Genomic DNA, 19124 nt, shown 5'->3' on the forward strand with positions numbered 1-19124 from the left:
GATTGGTATTAAAGAGATTTAAAATGAATAAAATTATTATTGGGTTTGCTTTTGCTATTTCATCATTTGGCGCATTTGCACAAAGCGCTGATGGTTGGCCAGAAGGCGGTGCAATGCACACGGGCAATACTTATAATTTAGAGGGCAATAGATACAAAACTAAAATCAGTAAAATGATGGATGAAATCTACCCACAACTAAATGACGATTACCAAGTAGATGCAGTTAAAGCACAAATAAAAGCATGGGAGCAGTATATAGATGCTACATGTAACGTTGTTGGCATAGCAACGGGTGCCGGTGGCTCTTGGCCCTCAACATATAGTGTTAAATGCGAAAGAAGCCTAAGTTATGATAGATACTTTGCGACTAAAAATGCGCTAAAGTGTGTTAATAGATTGAGCAAAGAAGAGTTTGTAGGACATAGCGAAAAGTTAAATTGTTTAATTCAAACATTAAATATAAAAATATTTTAAGACCTACATAGCGCTACAGCTAAATTATACAGTTAGCTGTAGCATTTTAGGCTTTATAGTAACTCAATACTTACTGTTGCGCCTTTTTCGATATTGCCGCTTTGTGCTGGCACTACAATTAAGCAGTTAGCTTTACTAAGCGACGAAAGTACACCCGAGCCCTGTTTATTAAACGGGGCAACCACCAAGTCACCTTGCTCGTTAGTTGTTGCAGTACCGCGTTGAAAATCAGCTCTTCCTGGGCGCTTTTTAATAACGGATGTAGTAACAGCGTTAAAACGCATTTTAGGGTTTACTTCACCAAGACCCGACAGCTTTTGCAGTGCCGGCTCTACTAACTGATTAAACGTAACAGCAGCCGACACAGGGTTACCTGGCAAGCCAAAAAAGTAACTGTTACTTAGTTTACCAAAGGCAAAAGGTTTGCCTGGTTTCATGGCTATTTTCCAAAAGTGAATTTCGCCAATTTCGTTGAGCACTTCTTTAGTAAAGTCGGCTTCACCAACCGATACACCGCCTGAGCTTATTACGGCATCGGCAAGTTCGTTCGCTTTTAAAAATGCATTAGTGATGAGTTCTTTGTCATCAGGAATAATTCCTAAATCAATCACGTCGATATTGTTTTGTTGCAGCGCACTAATAATAACAGCGCGGTTACTTTCAAAAATAGCACCTTGCTTAAGCGGCTGACCAGGTTCTATTAGCTCATCACCAGTAGAAAGCACGGCTATTTTTAAGGTTCTTACCACGTCTATATTGGCAATCCCTAAAGATGCAAGTAATCCCACATCAACGGCTTTTAATTTATCGCCTGCTTTTAAAATAACATCGTCAATTGCAATATCTTCACCAGCAAAACGCACGTTTTCATTTAGCTCAGGTTGCGCAGTAAACGTAATTTTATCGCCATCAACCGAGGCGTTTTCTTGCATTACAACGCCGTTAGCGCCTGGTGCAATGGCGGCGCCGGTCATTATTCTTACGCATTGACCAGGGGTAAGCGTTTCTTCAAAAACTTGCCCCGCAAACACGCTACCTACTTGTGTATAAGTTAAGCTTTTATCTGAAATACACAGCGCATAGCCATCCATCGCGGAGTTGTTATGAGCTGGTACGTTTATAGTTGATTTAACATCGCTTGCTAAAACGCGATCAACACTTTGCATTATAGTGATGGTTTCAACGTCTTTAACAGGCGTTATTGAGCCAAGTATATTTTGTATTGCAGTTTCAATTGGTAATAAACCGGGTGCATTGCAAACATCGTTCATATATATTGCTTACTTAAATCATTTTATTTTGAAACAATACTTATAATGTCAAAGCTTTACAATACATGGTTGGGTTATTTTTTGTGTATAGCATGCATGCTTTCGTGCAGCGTAAACGCAAAAGAAACGCTGCAAGTAGCCGTAGCGAGTAATTTTAAAACTGTATTGCAAACCCTACTAAAAAAATCCCCATTACCTAATGTTGACGTGAAAATATCAGCTGCTTCTAGCGGCGTTTTATATTCGCAAATAGTGCATGGCGCGCCATTTGATGTGTTTTTATCGGCTGACGATTTTCGACCGCAATCACTTATTAAAGAAGGCTATGCCGAGCAAAGCAGTTTAATCACTTACGCGTTAGGCGAACTTGCTTTGTGGCAACCAAAAGCTGAAAAAGTAAATGATAAAGTAGCCATTGCTAATCCGCGTTTTTCACCATACGGGCGTGCCTCAGAGTATTACGCGAATAACCATTTTAAAAAGCCAGTAAATTATGTGTACGGTAATAACATTACACATGCTTTTCAGTTTGTTGAAAGCGGTAATGTAGGAGTAGGGCTGGTGGCTGTTTCATCGCTAAAGGCGGCTTACAGTAACACGCAAGATCAAAAATATTTAGATTATACTGTGCTGCCTACCAATCAATATCCCGATATAATTCAACAAGGCGTTATTATTAAGTCGACTAAAAAGCATGCTAGCGCTAAGCAACTTATGCAATTTTTAATGGCAGAAGCTACGCAGCAGCAGTTAATTGAATTAGGTTACAGAATAAAGGACAACAATGCTTCAAAGTGATTTAACCGCGCTGTGGTTAACTATAAAACTTGCCTTTATAACCGCAGTGCTCCTTCTTGTTTTTTGTATTCCACTGGCTTACAAGCTTGCTGGCTATAACGGTAAATTTAAACCATTTTTAGAGGCATTAATTGCAATGCCTTTAGTGCTGCCGCCTACGTTGTTAGGGTTTTACTTACTTGTTTTGTTTTCGCCTGATCACGCTTTTGGGCAGTTTTGGTTTTGGCTAACGGGTACTCAGCTTGCGTTTAGTTTTCAGGGCGTGGTTATTGGCTCGCTTTTTTATTCGCTGCCTTTTGTAATGCAGCCGCTTGTGGCTGGGTTTAAGCATATTAATCAAACCTATAACGAAGCTGCCATTGCGCTTGGATTAAGCCCGTTTAAACGCTTTGTACATTTAATTATTCCGCTTTTAAAACCCAGTATTGGTAGCGCATTTGCTTTAGGCTTTGCGCACACATTGGGTGAGTTTGGTTTGGTATTAATGATTGGCGGTAATATTCAGGGGCAAACACAGGTGGTGTCTATTGCGCTTTACGACCATGTTGAATCGTTAAATTATACGGCGGCGCATCAGCTTTCACTTATTTTACTGGCTATTTCGTTTGCCTGTTTAGTGCTGTTATTTAAGTTTAATAAAAGCATTGTAGGGGTTAAGCAATAACATGATTAAGTTAAGCCTTTTTAAAGCACTCAATAATTTTGATTTAGATATAAACCTTAAGCTTGAGTCGTTTAATGTATTGGGTGTTTACGGGCCTTCTGGCTCGGGTAAGTCAACATTACTGCGTTGTATTAGCGGTTTAGAGCCTGCAAAAAGTGTTTATGTAAACAATCAGCCAGTGCATGAGCTGCCAAGCGATAAACGCGGTATAACGCTTCAGTTGCAATCGTGCCCGTTGTTTCCTCATTTAGATGTGGCAGGTAATTTAGCGTTTACACAAAAACACTGCGGGAATAAGCAAACCAGCTTAACGCTTCAATACGTTGTTAAAACACTTGAATTACAAGACTTACTAAACCGTGATGTACAAAGCTTATCGGGTGGCGAACGCCAACGTGTAGTATTTGCGCGCACTTTGCTTGCCGGTCAAAAATTTATAATGCTTGATGAGCCTTTTAGTGCGCTTGATTGGTCATTGCGTTTTAAAACGCTCACTAAACTTAGCGAGTTTGCAGTTAAGTTTAATATTAAATTTATAATAGTAAGTCACTCATTAAAAGAGCTGCTATTTTGCTGCGATACCCTTATTCAGCTTGATAAAGGTAAGGTGATAAACCAAGGTGCAAGTGCACACGTTGCAAAAGCTATTTATGCAAACGATAGACAAACACCGCTGAGCTTAATTAATTACAATGTGGTTAAATTTGATGAAGACTACGGGCTATATCAACTGCAATTACAGCAAAGTGAGCAGCCGCTTTTTGTGCTTCCTGCACTTGTAGATAGCAGTAATAAGCTAATTATAGAAAGTGAGCAAATGTCGTTTAGTGCGTTAAAGCCTGAGCAAACAACGCACAGTAATGTTTTAAAGTCGGTATTAACTCAGGCTGAGCTTATTAATAATAAGTGGCAGCTAACGCTTAATGTAGATGGGCAAACATTGTATTGCTTGGCATCAAGACGAGTGTGGGACAAAAACGACTTTAAAGTGGGCGATGTGCTTTATACAACAATCAGTAATCTAGAATAACTAAATGCTGCACACCGCACATTGACTGTTTTTAGCTATTTTAAAACGATTAAACTCCATGCTTAAACCATCCACCAGCAATAAGTGCTCGCTTAAACCACTTGGCAAACCAGCAAGCATTTTTAGCGCTTCAGTAGCCTGAATGCTGCCTATTAACCCCACAATAGGAGAAAGCACACCAGATTCAGAGCAGCTTTGTGTTTGTTCACTAAAAAATTGCGATAAACAACCATAACAGTGGCTGTTTTCATCCATAGTAAAACACGCGACTTGTCCTTCCATACGTATTGCAGAGCCTGACACTAGCGGAACTTTAGCGTTAAAACAGGCGCTATTAAGTGCATTACGCGTTGCTAGGTTATCTGAGCAATCAATCACTATATCAATGTTATTAAATAATTGTTCTGTGGAGGTACTTGCATCAAAAAATGCCTCAATGGTGTTTATGTCTATTTCACTATTAAGCGCGTTAAGCTGTTTTTTAGCAGCACTGCATTTTGAGCTACCAATATCACTTTCTTTATACAGTATTTGCCTTTGCAGGTTGGTCACGTCTATTTCATCGTTATCAACTAAAGTAAGCGTCCCAACGCCAGATGCCGCTAGGTATTGAGCTACCGCACACCCAAGCCCACCCACACCAATAATTAAAGCATGCGATTGCCATAGCTGCTCTTGTCCGTCTATATCAAGCTGCGGCAGCATAATGTGCCGAGAATAGCGCAGTTGCTGCTGGTAAGTTAGCGGTGTTTTTTGCATTTTCAAAATCTCAACCTTTTTTTGAACAATACCAAGTTGTTAAATCCAAGAGCAAGTAGTAACGCTTTTTATTTGCACTCTAACAACCCAGAGCCCTTCACTCATATAGTGCAACTATAACGTATAAAAACAACTGTTGCATGTAACCATATGAAATTTATGGTTTTTAATTAGTGGCTCAGTAATTGCTATATCGGGTTAACTTAAATTTAACAAAAATTGGGCTGCTACTCATATAAAAGGGTGGGGCATTAATAAAACAATAATACGTTTACGAGGAAAATAAACATGCAACCGAGTTCTGGGTTTAACCTAATATCGTTTAGCGGAAAAATGAAAGTATTGCATCTAAGTTGGATGGTCTTTTTTGTGTCATTTTTTGTATGGTTTAACCATGCTCCTTTATTAGGTGCCATAGCGGGTTCACTTGGGATCACCATGGCACAAGTTAAAACATTACTAATTTTAAATGTAGCGTTAACTATTCCAGCGCGTGTTGTGGTGGGTATGCTAACCGATAAATTTGGTCCCCGTATTGTTTATGCGGCACTCCTTATTAGCTGTAGTATTCCATGTTTTATGTTTGCTATGGCAACTACATTTGAGCAAGCTGCAATAGCGCGTTTTGCTTTAGGCTTTATTGGTGCTGGTTTTGTTGTGGGCATTCGTATGGTGAGTGAATGGTTTCCTGCTAATGAGTTGGGTATAGCGGAAGGTATTTATGGCGGCTGGGGTAATTTTGGTTCAGCAGCTGCGGCTATGTTATTACCAATTATTGCACTTATGTTTGGTGGCGAAGATGGCTGGCGTTATGCCGTAGGCTTAACCGGTGTATTAAGCGTTATATTTGGTGTTATTTGGTACTTAAATGTAACCGATACACCAAAAGGCGGTACATACTTTAAGCCTAAAAAAGTAGGCGCAATGGAAGTAACCAGTAAAGGCGACTTTGTATTACTGCTTATTATGAAAATCCCTATGTACGGCGCATTAGCATTACTTACTTGGAAGCTTTCGCCAACCGGTGCAAACCTAATTTCGGCTAATTTTGTACTTGCTGTGTATGCTTTTTTAGTCCTACTTTATATTTACGAAGTGTATAAAACCTTTGACGTAAATGGTCATATTTTTAAAGAGCCTGTACCTGAGTCGCATCGTTATGAGTTTAAGCAAGTGGCTGTTTTAAATATTTTATATTTTACAACTTTTGGTTCTGAGCTTGCGGTTGTCTCTATGTTGCCGCTGTTTTTTATGGATGTATTTGCGCTTGATATGGTGTATGCGGGTATTTTAGCCTCTGCTTACGCATTTATGAACTTAGCATCTCGCCCTGGTGGCGGTTGGATTTCAGATAAATTAGGTCGTCGTATAACACTTATTGTACTTACGATGGGCCTTGCTGTTGGTTATTTTGTAATGGGCTTGGTTGATGCATCGTGGCCTTTATGGCTTGCAGTTGTAGCGGCTATGGCGTGTTCGTTCTTTGTGCAAGCTGGTGAAGGCGCTGTATTTGCCGCAGTACCGCTAATTAAGCGTCGTTTAACAGGGCAAATTGCAGGTATGACAGGGGCTTATGGTAATGTTGGTGCAGTAGTTTACTTAACGGCATTGTCACTTGTTGATTATCAAACTTTCTTTTTCATTATTGCGGGTAGTGCATTACTTGGCTTAGGCGCACTGTTTTTTATGAAAGAACCAGACGGACACATTACCGAAGTAAATGAAGACGGCACCGTTGAACTTATTTCAGTGACTTAAGGCATTATTGACTATGTTTGATGAAACACTCCACGCTAAAGCGCTAAAAAATGAACTCAATGTTTCATTTGGCGGGCACAGTGCTAAAGGGTTAAAAGCAGAAAACCAAGATGCGTTTGCTGCTCTTAATACCAAAGCGCAAGAAAAAGAGTCTAAAGGCGTTATTGCCTGCTTAGCCGATGGGTGTTCATCAGCAAAAAATGCGAAACAAGCGTCTCAACTTTCGGTTACTCATTTTATAAATGAGTATTTAAATACTCCCGAAAGTTGGGCGGTTAAAAAGTCAGTGTCGAAGGTGTTAGCAAGTTTAAATCAGTGGCTTTATTCGCAATCAGTTAATTACAATCACCTTGGTCAACGCCAAGCCGATTGGATGACCACTTTTACAGCACTTATTTTAAAGTCGGCAACGGGTTATATATTTCACTTAGGTGATACGCGTATTACCCGCCTACGAGGAAATAAAATAGAGGCGATAACACGGGATCACAAAGTAAATGATACGCTAACACGTGCACTTGGCGCACAACTTCATCAAGAAATAGATGTATACGAAGTTGACCTAAAAGCAGACGATATTTATATATTAACCTGCGATGGTGTACACGATGTGCTCCCAAGTAGTGATATAGCTAAATTAATTAATGAACACGTTAATTTAGATCACACTAATTTAGAAAATGCAGCTAAAGCAATTACCGAACTTGCATTAGCGCGAGGTAGTGACGACAACGTAAGTTGTTTGCTTGTAAAAGTAGAAAATATTGCCGAGCAAAAGTTAGATGAGCTTTATCATTCGCTAACACGACGAAAAATTCCACCTGCGCTTAATGTTGGACAAAAAATTGATGACTACACGGTTATCCGTAAATTGCATGCCAGTAGTCGCTCGCATATTTATTTAGTGCAACAAGCGCCCGATATACCGCCAGTGGTTTTAAAAGCACCTTCGGTTAATTTTGAAGACGATGTGCACTATCTTCAAGGCTTTATAAGAGAAGGCTGGGTAGGGCAACGCATAAACCATTTAAATGTGATGAAAGTACTGAGTACGCAATCGCAAAGTCGTTTTTTGTATCATATTTGTGAGTACATGGACGGACAAACACTTAGTGATTGGAAGCACGATGTGCCGCACCCAGAAATAACCCAAGTGCGCAGTATTATTGAACAAATAGTACATGCACTAAGGGCGTTTCAACGACTCGATATGGTACATCGCGATTTAAAACTCGATAATGTAATGATAGATGCGCACGGAAAAGTAACGCTAATAGATTACGGCACAGTAAGTGTTGCGGCTATGGACGAGTCGGTTGAGCAAATTGCGGATGATTGCCCGCAAGGCACTGCCGACTACACCGCACCCGAAACACTTATTACTATGCACGCCGATTTTAAAAGTGATTTGTTTTCACTTGGCGTTATTGCATACGAGTTATTGTGCTCAAAATTGCCTTATAAACCATTGCCACTTAACCACGTAGCGCCAAAAGATTACAGCCATTGGCACTACACAAGTATTCGTAAATACAGAGCCGATATTCCGTTTTGGTTAGATCAAGCCCTTATGAAGGCGCTTGCCCCTAAACCAGAGCTCAGATACCAAGCTTTTTCTGAGTTTATAAACGATATCAACAAACCTAATCCTTATTTAGAAAGTACCGCTAATAAAAGTTCAATAATGAAACGCGATCCAGTTATGGTGTGGAAATGTATTTCGCTGTGTTTATTTATTGCTTTGGTATGTGTATTAATAATTAAAACTTAGAGAACCAAAATGCTTAACTATAAGAACAACTTACCTATTATTTTTATACTGGGTTGCTTCACTGCGCCTTCAATAAGCCAAGCTTCGCAAACTGATCTTGATTTTAGACTGCGTTTTGAAAGCGTTGATCAAGATAATGCTTTAAAAGATGCAAGCGGCTTAACACTTAGAACTCGCTTAATGCATCAAACAGATGAGGTTAATGGTTTTTCAGCCGTTATTGAAGTAGAAGACACTCGCAGCCTATTGGGCGTAGATGATTACAACAATACGGTGGGGAAAAACACTAATTATTCTGTTATTGCAGACCCAGAAAGCACTGAGATAGACCAAGGTTTTGTTAAATATGCCCGCGATGGTCTATCGCTAAAAGTAGGACGCCAAGTAATAGCCCTTGGTGGGCAGCGTTTTGTTGGGCACGTAGGTTGGCGCCAAGACAGACAAACCTTTGATGCAGCAACCATTAATTACGCATTTAATAACATAGATTTACAATACAGTTATTTAAATAAGCGTAACCGCATATTTGCTGACGATAAAGACATTAAATCGTCCGATCATCTAATTAATGCAAGCTTTAAAACAGACTACGGTAAAGTGGTTTTATACAGTTACTTATTAAGTGACGATGCACTACAAGACGACAGTTTAGACACTTATGGCGTCTCTTTTAACGGTAATAAAACCCTAAACGACATAAAATTTTATTACAAAGCGGAGTATGCAACGCAGTCTGCGTCAACAAGCGTGAGTGATTTTGATGCCGATTACTATGCATTTGAAGGCGCTGTTGATTTAAATGGTTTGGGTATAAAAACAGTAACATTAAAAGTTGGCATAGAGTCACTTGGCTCTGATAATGGCGATTACGGGTTTGCAACACCACTTGCCACGTTACATAAATTTAATGGTTGGGCAGATACGTTTTTAAATACACCCGCACAAGGCTTGGACGACACTTACATAAGCTTAAATGGTAAAGCGTTTGACGGAAAATGGCTGGTGGCTTATCACAGTTTTGATGCTAATGAGCAATCAAATGGGGTTGACGATTTAGGCAGTGAGCTAAACGTACAATACGTTAAACCTATTAATAAACAATACGCAGTGGGTGTTAAATACGCTGATTACTCAGCGGGCGATACCGCTGCTAATAAAGTCGATACTCAAAAATTATGGGTATGGATGAGCGCTAAATTTTAACCCTCACTATCTTCTAAAATCCTCTTGTAATTTATAGCGACACAAGATGGTGCAGTTGCACCATCTTGTGGGGCTTTACGCTTTTCACCTCTGCACCAATGTAGGCAACTTGCTGATTTTAAATGCTTATATATTTGGCTTACATATTGCTATAACAAACCTATAACAAATAATTCGATTTCAATTTTAGCCAATTACTAAAGTAGATATCATTTTAAGGTGAGTAAATGCTAAGCAAGCAGCGTGTTGTAGTAGTAGGAAACGGAATGGTGGGGCACCATTTTGTGCAGCAGCTGGTTTCTCAAAATCAAGCTGATGAGCAATTTGAGATTACGGTACTCAGCGGTGAAGACCGTTTAGCGTATGACCGTGTGCAATTATCGTCTTTTTTTAAAGGCAAAACCGCAGACGACCTCGCACTTACATGCAATAAAACCTATGACGATTGGCAAGTACGCTTTCATACTCATTCTAAAGTGGTTGATATAAATCGTGATGCGCAAACTGTAACGACCGCTAAAGGGGAGTCGTTTGAATACGACAAGCTTGTGCTTGCTACAGGTTCATTTCCATTTGTACCGCCTATACCGGGTAAAGATCGTGAGCATTGCCTTGTTTATCGGACCATAAACGATTTACACGCAATAAAAAACTCAGCCCACGGTAGTAAAGTAGGCGTGGTAATTGGTGGCGGTTTACTGGGTCTTGAGGCTGCAAACGCATTAAAGCAACTGGGTTTACAGACTCACGTAATAGAATTTGCACCGCAACTTATGGGCGTACAAGTTGATGCGGGTGGCGGTCGGTTACTAAAAAACAAAATTACAGATTTGGGCGTTACTGCACATACGTCAGTGGCGACTGAGGAAATAGTAGAAGGTGAAAGTTGCCGTTACAAAATGTGTTTTAAAGGCGGCAAAACCCTTGAAACCGACATGATTGTATTTTCGGCGGGTATTCGCCCTTATGATAATTTAGCCCGCGAGTTTAATTTAGAGTTAGGCGAGCGCGGCGGTATTGTAATTAATAACCACTGTCAAACGAGCGACAAAAACATATACGCAATTGGTGAATGTGCACTATGGAATAACTTTATTTTTGGCTTAGTGGCACCCGGTTACGCCATGGCTAAAATAGCAGTTGGGCATATTTTACAAGATACGCAGCAAGGTACTTTGCAAAGTACTGGCTTAGACAATAAAGCCGATGAATTTAGCGGTGCCGATATGAGCACTAAGCTTAAATTAATGGGTGTTGAAGTGGGCTCTATTGGCGATGCGCATGCACGCAGCGAAGGCGCAATAAGCTATTATTTTGAGGATCAATCCAATGGCATTTATAAAAAAGTAGTCACTAATTCACAAAGTAATAAGCTGATTGGCGCGGTACTTGTTGGCGATACCAGCGATTACGATAATTTACTGCAATATCATTTAAACGACATTGAACTTACCACCGCCCCCGAAGCGCTCATTATGCCCCTTGCCGGCGACATAGCAGAGCTAAGCGCCGACGACTTGCCTGATGACGCTATTATTTGCGCTTGTCATAAAGTAACTAAACACACCATTGAACAAACAGTCGCTAAAGGCTGCATAGATTTGGCAAGTGTGCAGCAAAGCACCAAAGCCAGTACAGGCTGTGGAGGTTGTGAAAAGCTCGTTCAAAACGTAATAAACAGCGCACTCGCTAAAGCAAGTAACACTATTAACGTAGTTACTATTAATGAGCCTGTTAAACAGCCCGCATAAATTAAAGCACACTAAAAGAGAGCAGTATGGCAACCGCAAACACGTCACCAACTATAAATAAAACGAGTTTAAAACAAACAACATGTGCTTACTGTGGTGTAGGGTGTGGTGTTGATATTTCACTTTTTAATAATGTGCCAACCAAGCTTGAAGGCATGCGAGAGCATCCCGCAAACTTTGGTCGTTTATGTGTAAAAGGCACGCATTTGCTCGACACCACAGGCAGTGATAATCGCTTAACGTCGCCTCTTATTAATAACCAATCCGTTACATGGGATGAAGCAACCGACCATGTTGCCAATAAATTTAACGATATAATACAAAAGCACGGACCCGATGCGGTGGCATTTTATGTGTCGGGGCAGTTACTTACTGAAGATTACTACATCGCGAATAAATTAATGAAAGGCTACATAGGCTCAGGCAATATTGATACAAATTCGCGCCTGTGTATGTCATCTGCTGTGGCAGGTTATAAACGCGCTTTTGGTGAAGACGTAGTGCCGTGTACCTACGAGGATTTAGAGCAAACTGAGTTACTTATTTTAATTGGCTCTAATGCCGCATGGACTCATCCTGTTTTGTATCAGCGAATGGAGCGTGCAAAGCAACTTAACCCAAATATGAAAGTAGTGGTTATTGATCCGCGTAAAACCGACACCGCTGAGCTTGCCGACACATTTTTAAATATAAAACCAGGCAGTGACGCTGCGCTTTATAACGGCTTACTTAATTATTTAATTGAGCATGACCACCTCGACACGCAATTTATTGCTCAGCACACAAACGGCTTTGAAAGCGCACTGCAAGAGGCAACAAAATGGAGCTGTGAGGCAGTTAGCGACTTTTGCGATATAGCAATTGAGCAAGTAACTGAGTTTTACGCGCTATTTGCTAAAAGCCCAAGTGCGATTAGCTTTTATTCAATGGGTATAAATCAATCAAGCTCGGGTGTAGATAAATGCAACGCCATTATTAATGCGCATTTAGCCTCAGGTAAATTACTTAAACCAGGCAACGGTCCGTTTTCGATTACTGGGCAGCCCAATGCGATGGGCGGGCGCGAAGTAGGTGGTTTGGCTAATCAGTTAGCGGCGCATTTAGATATTGAAAACGAAGCGCATCAATCACTTGTACAACGTTTTTGGCTCTCGCCAACGATCGCTAAAAAAGCAGGCAGCAATGCCATTGATATGTTTGATGAAATAGCCGCAGGCAAAATAAAAGCAGTGTGGATAATGGCAACAAACCCAATGGTGAGCTTGCCCAATAACGCCGCTATTAAAAAGGCATTAGAGACCTGCGAGCTGGTAGTTGTATCTGACTGTATTGCAAAAAGTGATACGTTAAAATTTGCCGATGTTGTTTTTCCATCAACCGGATGGGGCGAAAAAAACGGCACAGTAACCAACTCAGAGCGCAGAATATCAAGGCAGCGCCCGTTAGTAGCGCCTTATGCGGGAGCTAAAAACGATTGGCAAATTATGTGCAGTGTTGCTAAAAAAATGGGCTTTGAAGGGTTTGATTTTACAGACCCAAGTGGCATTTTTGAAGAATGGGCACAATTAACCGACTTTGAAAATAACGGCAGCCGATTATTAAACCTCTCTGGTTTAGTTGGGCTCACACAAAGCGAGTACGATAATTTAAAACCCATTATGTGGCCTGTTGTTAAAAATCAGCCTTATAAAAATGGTCAGGTTTTTACAGATAACCAATTTAGCACCGCTGATAAAAAAGCGCGCTTTATACCCATAACGCCACAATTACCGGTACAAAAAACATCAAGCGATTATCCGTTTGTAATGAACTCAGGGCGTATACGAGACCAATGGCATACCATGAGCCGCACCGGTAAAAGCACTGCGCTTTCATCGCATATTACACGCCCGTATATTGAAATTAATCCGCTTGATGCCAGTAAATTAGCAATAAAACAAAACGATTTAATAAGTGCGATTGCCCAAACAGGGCAGGTTACCGCGCATGCAAAAGTAACCGATTCGGTGCGAAAAGGTGAATGCTTTATGCCTATTCATTGGAACAAGCAATTTGCGTCATCAGCAACAGTAAGTGGGTTGTATCAATCGGTAGTTGACCCTCTATCTGGTCAGGCTGAGTGCAAACACGGCGCTGTTAATATAGTTAAAGCACCCTTTGTGCAATATATGCAGCTGTTTGCTAAAAACGAACTTGTTATAAACAGTGATTTTTGGCTCAAAGTTAATGCAAGTAATTGCTTTAATTACCAATTAGCGCTTAATGAACCACAAAGTGATTTACTGTATTACTGCCAAACCTTAACCGGTTTACAAGGGCAGTGGTCGGCTATGAACACGGCAAAAGCCATGCATGTGCAGTGTATTCAAAACGATCAATTAGCGTTTGTTGGTGTTATTTCATCTGAGCAAAAAGAAATATCACTTGAGTGGATAAACCATTTGTTTGCAGAGCCGTTACTGACTTTTACACAGTTACAGTCTTTGCTTTATGCAACCCCCGATGAAGAATTTACCCAAGGCGTGCAAGTGTGTAGCTGCTTTAAAGTAAGAGAGCAGCCAATTATAAACGCCATTAAAAACGGTGCAAACACCGTCGAGCAATTGGGGTCTGAACTTAAATGTGGAACGAATTGCGGTTCGTGTAAAACACAATTAAGCCAATTAATAAAACAACATTACAAAGCAGGTTCTAGCAGCATTGATGTTGCGGTTGTAATGTAAAGAAAAAAGGAAGCATATGCTTAATGATCAATTTGGTCGGCAGTTTAACTATTTGCGCCTCTCAATAACCGATGTATGTAATTTTAGTTGTAGTTATTGTTTACCAAACGGGTATCAGTGCGATACGCCGCGTAATTTTTTAAATAAAAACGAAATTAGCACGCTGGTAAATGCGTTTGCAGAGCTAGGTACTAAAAAAGTGCGCATTACAGGTGGCGAACCATGCTTACGAAACGACGTAACCAATATTATAAAGCTCTGTAAAAATACGCCAGGCATAGAAAAAGTAGCTATTACTACCAACGGGTTTAATTTATTAAATAAAATTGATGAATTTGCAGAAGCAGGGCTTGATGCGCTTAATGTCAGTATTGATAGTTTAAATCCGAGTATGTTTAAACTCATAACAGGGCACGACAAACTTAACCTTATTTTAAAAGGGATTGAACGCGCGGTAGATCTGGGCATAAAAGATATAAAAATAAATGCAGTGCTTGCCAAGCAGTTTAATAAAAATCAATTGAAGGATTTTTTAGCGTGGGTAAAACACCACAAAGTTACAGTGCGCTTTATAGAATTAATGGAAACCGGTGACGGCGCAACCTTTTTTGAAGAAAACCACTTAAGTGGGCAAACGGTTAAAGCCCAATTACTCAACCAAGGCTGGTTACAAGTCGTTAGGGGAAAATTAAACGGACCCGCCGAGGAATTTTGTCATCCTGATTACGATGGTCGTATTGGTTTAATAATGCCGTACAGTAAAGATTTTTGTAAAAGCTGTAATCGCTTAAGGGTGTCGGCGCTGGGTAAATTACACTTATGCTTGTTTGCCGAGCAAGGTATAGATTTACGCGAGCTACTAAACGAGGATGATACTGCAGCAACCGTAAAGGCTATTCGAGCTGCTATGGGCAATAAAGAAATAAGCCATGAGCTAGATAAACGCTTAACAGGTGCGACAACTCACTTAGCTATGTTGGGCGGCTAATATGGAAGTAAAAGCTAATCGAGATTTTACAGGTGTTGTGCTTGCTGGTGGTAAGTCATCAAGAATGGGCACAGACAAAGCCGATTTAGTTTTAAAAAATAAAACACTATTGCAAAATGGGTGTGATTTATTAAAAGACGCAGGCGCTAAAAACATATTGGTAAGCCGCAACGTTACAAATCCAGTCAAGTCATTGAACAATTATTCACCGAGCGATTACCCCTCAGAAAAGTACGTTAAAGATATATACCCAAACAGTGGGCCCCTTGGCGGAATTTATTCCACATTAATAGTTACCGAGCACGATTTACTTATTACTGCGGTAGATATGCCTCTACTTACGAGTAGTTTGTTAAGCACAATAGTGCTGGCTTCTCAGACAAATAACGTACAAAGTGTGAGCAATCAATTAAATCAGTCACAAATACATGCTTGGCACTTTGAAAATGAACCACTACCGCTGTATATTCGTAATACAAGCAGTGTAAAAAATCATTTAAAACACATACTCACAAACGCAAACAGTCATAAATCAATAAAACAGTTTACCCAAAGCATTGGTGTGCAAACGCTTTTATGTAATAAAGCGCATGCATTAATAAACACCAATACACCGGCGCAATTTAAAGCTGTAAATGAGCATTTTGACCTAAGCATTAACCTATTGAGAAGAACATTATGAGCCACACAAGCGATACACAAATACCTTTAAACATTGCCGTACTTACAGTAAGCGACACGCGCGATGCGATTACCGATACTTCTGGTCATTACTTAATTAAAGCGCTAACTGAGGCGGGTCATCACTTAGCGGATAAAGAAATTGTAAAAGATGATGTGTACCAAATGCGCGCTATTGCATCGCAGTGGATAGCCGACGACACCATTCACGCTATTTTAGTGACTGGTGGTACAGGATTTACCGAACGTGATTCAACACCTGAGGCATTTGCGCCGCTGTTTGATAAAAGCGTAGACGGCTTTGGTGAGCTATTTAGACATATATCGTACGGTGAAATTGGTAACTCAACTATTCAATCTCGTGCACTTGCGGGACTTGCTAACAACACCGTTATTTTTTGTATGCCAGGCTCTACAGGCGCATGTAAAACAGCGTGGACAGGCATTATAAAAGATCAACTTAACTCAATGCATAAACCGTGTAACTTTGTACCGCACATTACCATTGGTAAAAAGTGTGAATCGCGTGAGCAATAGTATGTTAAGCCACGTTGACGAAAACGGCCAAGCTAATATGGTTGATGTATCGCTCAAAGACGTAACCTTGCGCGATGCCTCAGCTGAAGCATTTATTAGCATGAGCAAGCTTGCCTTTGAGCAGGTAATGCTTAATCAAAACAAAAAGGGCGATGTGTTAGGCGTGGCACGTATTGCGGGTATTCAAGGCGCTAAAAAGTGCGCTGATTTAATCCCGCTTTGTCATCCGCTTGCACTTACTAAAGTCGCTGTTGATTTTGAACTTGATGAAGCAAACAGCCAAATTAAAATAACCAGCTACTGCAAACTTGCCGGTAAAACCGGGGTCGAAATGGAAGCGCTAACGGCGGTATCTGTGGCTAGCCTTACTTTGTTTGATATGTGTAAAGCAGCCGACCCACTAATGGAAATTAGCGGCATGCGCGTTACTCAAAAAGCTGGGGGCAAAAATGGCAGTTGGCAGCGAGATTAATCCAAACGATGCTATATCTAGCGCCCAAAATGTAGAGTTATTGTTTTTTGGGCAACTAAAAGAGCGCTTGAAGTGCAGTAAATTAAGCCTTGAGATTACGCAGCCGCTTAGTATTTCAGAGCTTAAATTAAGATTAGTTAGCCAATACCCGCATTGGCAACCGTGGCTGGAGGAGCGTGAGCTACTTGCAGCGCTTAACCAAACTATGTCATCAAGCGACGAAATAGTGAAAGCAGGGGATGAGCTTGCCTTTTTCCCGCCGGTTACAGGTGGCTAATGAGCATACATATTCAAGTACAAACTGATGATTTTAATGTAAGTGACGAGCACAATGCGCTTTGTAGTAATAATAAAAGCGATGGCGCTGTTGTCACCTTTACAGGTTTGGTAAGAGAGTTCAGCAGTGGCGATAACGTTATTGCACTTGAGCTTGAACACTACCCTGGTATGACCGAGCAACTTCTTCAATCTATTGCAGAGCAAGCACAAATGCGCTGGCAACTAGCGAGAATATGTATTATTCACCGCGTTGGTTACTTAGCACTTGGCGAGCAAATTGTATTTGTTGGCGTAACTTGCCGCCATCGCCAAGCCGCGTTCGAAGGTGCACAATTTATAATGGATTATTTAAAAAACCACGCCACGTTTTGGAAAAAAGAGCACTTTAAAGACTCATCAAACTGGGTTGAGTTTAAACAAAGCGACAAACAAGCGCTGGGCAAGTGGGAAGAGTGATATAAATATTTAATTATTTACGTTCAGTAAAGGCTTCACAGCTCGATAATAAATAACTTATGTAACTCTCAGTTTGCGTGTGAAGTCTGCGTTTTTCGTGTTATAAATCAGCAATATTAGATTGTTAGCTCGACCCAAGTCTGGAAGACATATGCGCACATCAAAAATGTTATATTTTACAATATTATTACTTGTTCTACTTTCAGCTTTTCTTGCTGTATGGGTATATGATTTAAAAGAAGGTAAAGATTTACTAAGCTTTACTATATCAACAGTAAGCTTTTGTATAGCCGTATTAGCTTTATTTATTACTGTTAGAACATATACATCAATTGATAGTGTAAATAACATTAGTAAAATGGAAGGTAACATTTTAGATAATGAAAATTACGTAACCTCACTTCCAGAGTTAATTAATCAGTTTAAATCCCAAGATGAAAATACACTAGAGAAAGAAATTTTTGACTCTATTGAGCATAAACTAAAAAAAGAGTCAGAAACCGCCGTTCTTTTTGCCGATACCCTTCAGTATATAATTGACCTAATTGTTTTATTTCCAGCTGTTTTTAATGCATCAGAAACTAACAAAGTGCTTTATAAAAAGCGTATGGATACAATTTTGTCAGAAGTTGATAGGCGCTGTGAAATATTGCACTCGGTGAGTAAAGGTAATTCAATTCAAATAACGGAAACAATAAAGCTATTTAAAGCTGTTGTGTCTTACCAAAGTTTTGTGGCTGATGATAATTTTAATATTCATGCAGACTTACTTCATGTGAGAGGTCCAATTCTTCGTAATCCAGTGACAAAAACCATTTACCATAATTACCTAGGTTTGTATTACAACAAAAAAGGCATGCATTTATTACGAGAGTCGCTAAATATGAACTCTGTAGATATTTTGTCGATTGATGGTTTGGAGTTGGCTCAAAAAAATATTAACACTATAGAGCCATCAATACTTGAAGAAGTAAGTATGTATCTTAAATCTGCCGCTGAGCAGTTCGATAAAGCACTTAAAGTATCTAGCGAAGATGTTATGTGGCCTGGTTTTATTAATTACAATAAAGCACGTACGGTATATTTTTTAGCTTTACTATCAAATAGCGAACTTAATTGGTTAGATATTCTCGACGAAGCAATAGAGTCTCGCAGCAGATTAAACCGACTAATTGACGAAATTTTAATGATAGACAGATCAAAATCAGCCAATATTGTTAGCACACATTTAAGAGAGTTTTTTCTGTATCAAGAAGAGTTAGCACGTACAGTAAAATTGAATATTTTACTGTCGAATAATCTAACCAGACAAAATAATGCACCTATTATATACAAAGGGATTAATATCTCTGATATATCTAACGAAAAACTAACTGACTTATTTGTTTCAATACAAAAGTTTTCTACAGTTAGTATTTACCAAGAAAAAATCATAAGTCGACTTAAGAATAACCTCGCTGTGACAAACTAACAAAGCTTCAGCGAGAAAGTAGGGGATATACTATTT

18 protein-coding genes are annotated in these 19124 nt (G+C 39.9%); 16 read left to right on the plus strand and 2 right to left on the minus strand.

Going from position 1 to position 19124, the window contains the following annotated elements:
• The first annotated feature begins 23 nt into the window (after window positions 1–23).
• Window positions 24–476: a DUF1311 domain-containing protein gene (locus I6F44_RS16265; RefSeq protein WP_165726361.1), complete on the plus strand. Its 453-nt coding sequence runs from the start codon at window positions 24–26 to the stop codon at window positions 474–476.
• 53 nt (window positions 477–529) lie between these two features.
• On the opposite strand, the gene moeA is transcribed toward I6F44_RS16265, so the two are convergent.
• Window positions 530–1747, minus strand: coding sequence for a molybdopterin molybdotransferase MoeA (gene moeA, locus I6F44_RS16270; RefSeq protein ID WP_197174182.1), 1218 nt, complete (start codon window positions 1745–1747; stop codon window positions 530–532).
• A 45-nt stretch (window positions 1748–1792) separates the two neighbouring features.
• On the opposite strand from moeA, the gene modA reads away from it, so the two are divergent.
• Genes modA through I6F44_RS16285 form a run of 3 tightly spaced genes read left to right on the plus strand, consistent with a single transcriptional unit; the run spans window position 1793 to window position 4239 of the window.
• On the plus strand, window positions 1793–2545 hold the full coding sequence (gene modA / locus I6F44_RS16275) for a molybdate ABC transporter substrate-binding protein (protein WP_197174183.1): 753 nt from the start codon (window positions 1793–1795) through the stop codon (window positions 2543–2545).
• On the plus strand, window positions 2532–3209 hold the full coding sequence (gene modB, locus I6F44_RS16280) for a molybdate ABC transporter permease subunit (RefSeq protein WP_002959821.1): 678 nt from the start codon (window positions 2532–2534) through the stop codon (window positions 3207–3209). Before modA ends, modB begins: the two co-directional genes overlap by 14 nt.
• Window position 3210: 1 nt before the next feature.
• A complete protein-coding gene (locus I6F44_RS16285) occupies window positions 3211–4239 on the plus strand; it encodes an ATP-binding cassette domain-containing protein (RefSeq protein ID WP_197174184.1) in 1029 nt (342 codons plus the stop codon).
• On the opposite strand, the gene moeB is transcribed toward I6F44_RS16285, so the two are convergent.
• A complete protein-coding gene (moeB, locus tag I6F44_RS16290) occupies window positions 4240–4998 on the minus strand; it encodes a molybdopterin-synthase adenylyltransferase MoeB (protein WP_197174198.1) in 759 nt (252 codons plus the stop codon).
• Between the two features lie 288 nt (window positions 4999–5286).
• On the opposite strand from moeB, the gene I6F44_RS16295 reads away from it, so the two are divergent.
• The 12 genes from I6F44_RS16295 to I6F44_RS16350 all read left to right on the plus strand — a co-directional run bounded on the left by I6F44_RS16295 (window position 5287) and on the right by I6F44_RS16350 (window position 19088).
• Window positions 5287–6756: a NarK family nitrate/nitrite MFS transporter gene (locus tag I6F44_RS16295; RefSeq protein ID WP_007585259.1), complete on the plus strand. Its 1470-nt coding sequence runs from the start codon at window positions 5287–5289 to the stop codon at window positions 6754–6756.
• Between the two features lie 13 nt (window positions 6757–6769).
• Entirely contained in the window at window positions 6770–8527 is a 1758-nt protein-coding gene (locus tag I6F44_RS16300) for a bifunctional protein-serine/threonine kinase/phosphatase (RefSeq protein WP_197174185.1), read from the plus strand.
• 9 nt (window positions 8528–8536) lie between these two features.
• Window positions 8537–9730, plus strand: coding sequence for an alginate export family protein (locus I6F44_RS16305; RefSeq protein WP_197174186.1), 1194 nt, complete (start codon window positions 8537–8539; stop codon window positions 9728–9730).
• Between the two features lie 227 nt (window positions 9731–9957).
• Entirely contained in the window at window positions 9958–11481 is a 1524-nt protein-coding gene (locus I6F44_RS16310) for an FAD-dependent oxidoreductase (protein WP_197174187.1), read from the plus strand.
• A 26-nt stretch (window positions 11482–11507) separates the two neighbouring features.
• Window positions 11508–14204 (plus strand): nitrate reductase, encoded by a 2697-nt coding sequence (locus I6F44_RS16315; RefSeq protein ID WP_197174188.1) that lies wholly within the window; start codon window positions 11508–11510, stop codon window positions 14202–14204.
• 16 nt (window positions 14205–14220) lie between these two features.
• On the plus strand, window positions 14221–15192 hold the full coding sequence (moaA, locus tag I6F44_RS16320; protein WP_197174189.1) for a GTP 3',8-cyclase MoaA: 972 nt from the start codon (window positions 14221–14223) through the stop codon (window positions 15190–15192).
• A 1-nt stretch (window position 15193) separates the two neighbouring features.
• A complete protein-coding gene (locus I6F44_RS16325; protein WP_197174190.1) occupies window positions 15194–15874 on the plus strand; it encodes a molybdenum cofactor guanylyltransferase in 681 nt (226 codons plus the stop codon).
• On the plus strand, window positions 15871–16410 hold the full coding sequence (moaB, locus tag I6F44_RS16330) for a molybdenum cofactor biosynthesis protein B (protein WP_007585240.1): 540 nt from the start codon (window positions 15871–15873) through the stop codon (window positions 16408–16410). Before I6F44_RS16325 ends, moaB begins: the two co-directional genes overlap by 4 nt.
• A gap of 1 nt (window position 16411) precedes the next feature.
• On the plus strand, window positions 16412–16882 hold the full coding sequence (moaC, locus tag I6F44_RS16335) for a cyclic pyranopterin monophosphate synthase MoaC (protein ID WP_007585237.1): 471 nt from the start codon (window positions 16412–16414) through the stop codon (window positions 16880–16882).
• Complete coding sequence (locus I6F44_RS16340) at window positions 16860–17159, plus strand: MoaD/ThiS family protein (RefSeq protein WP_165721836.1); 300 nt, start codon at window positions 16860–16862, stop codon at window positions 17157–17159. Before moaC ends, I6F44_RS16340 begins: the two co-directional genes overlap by 23 nt.
• The gene (moaE, locus tag I6F44_RS16345) at window positions 17159–17617 is read left to right on the plus strand and encodes a molybdopterin synthase catalytic subunit MoaE (RefSeq protein WP_197174191.1); all 459 of its coding nucleotides are present in this window, start codon (window positions 17159–17161) and stop codon (window positions 17615–17617) included. The genes I6F44_RS16340 and moaE overlap by 1 nt, the downstream gene beginning before the upstream one ends.
• A 151-nt stretch (window positions 17618–17768) precedes the next feature.
• Entirely contained in the window at window positions 17769–19088 is a 1320-nt protein-coding gene (locus I6F44_RS16350) for a hypothetical protein (RefSeq protein ID WP_197174192.1), read from the plus strand.
• The last annotated feature ends 36 nt before the right edge of the window (window positions 19089–19124 follow it).

The organism is Pseudoalteromonas sp. NZS11_1 (assembly GCF_015864275.1).
In the GTDB taxonomy this organism is placed as follows: Bacteria; Pseudomonadota; Gammaproteobacteria; order Enterobacterales; family Alteromonadaceae; genus Pseudoalteromonas; species Pseudoalteromonas arctica.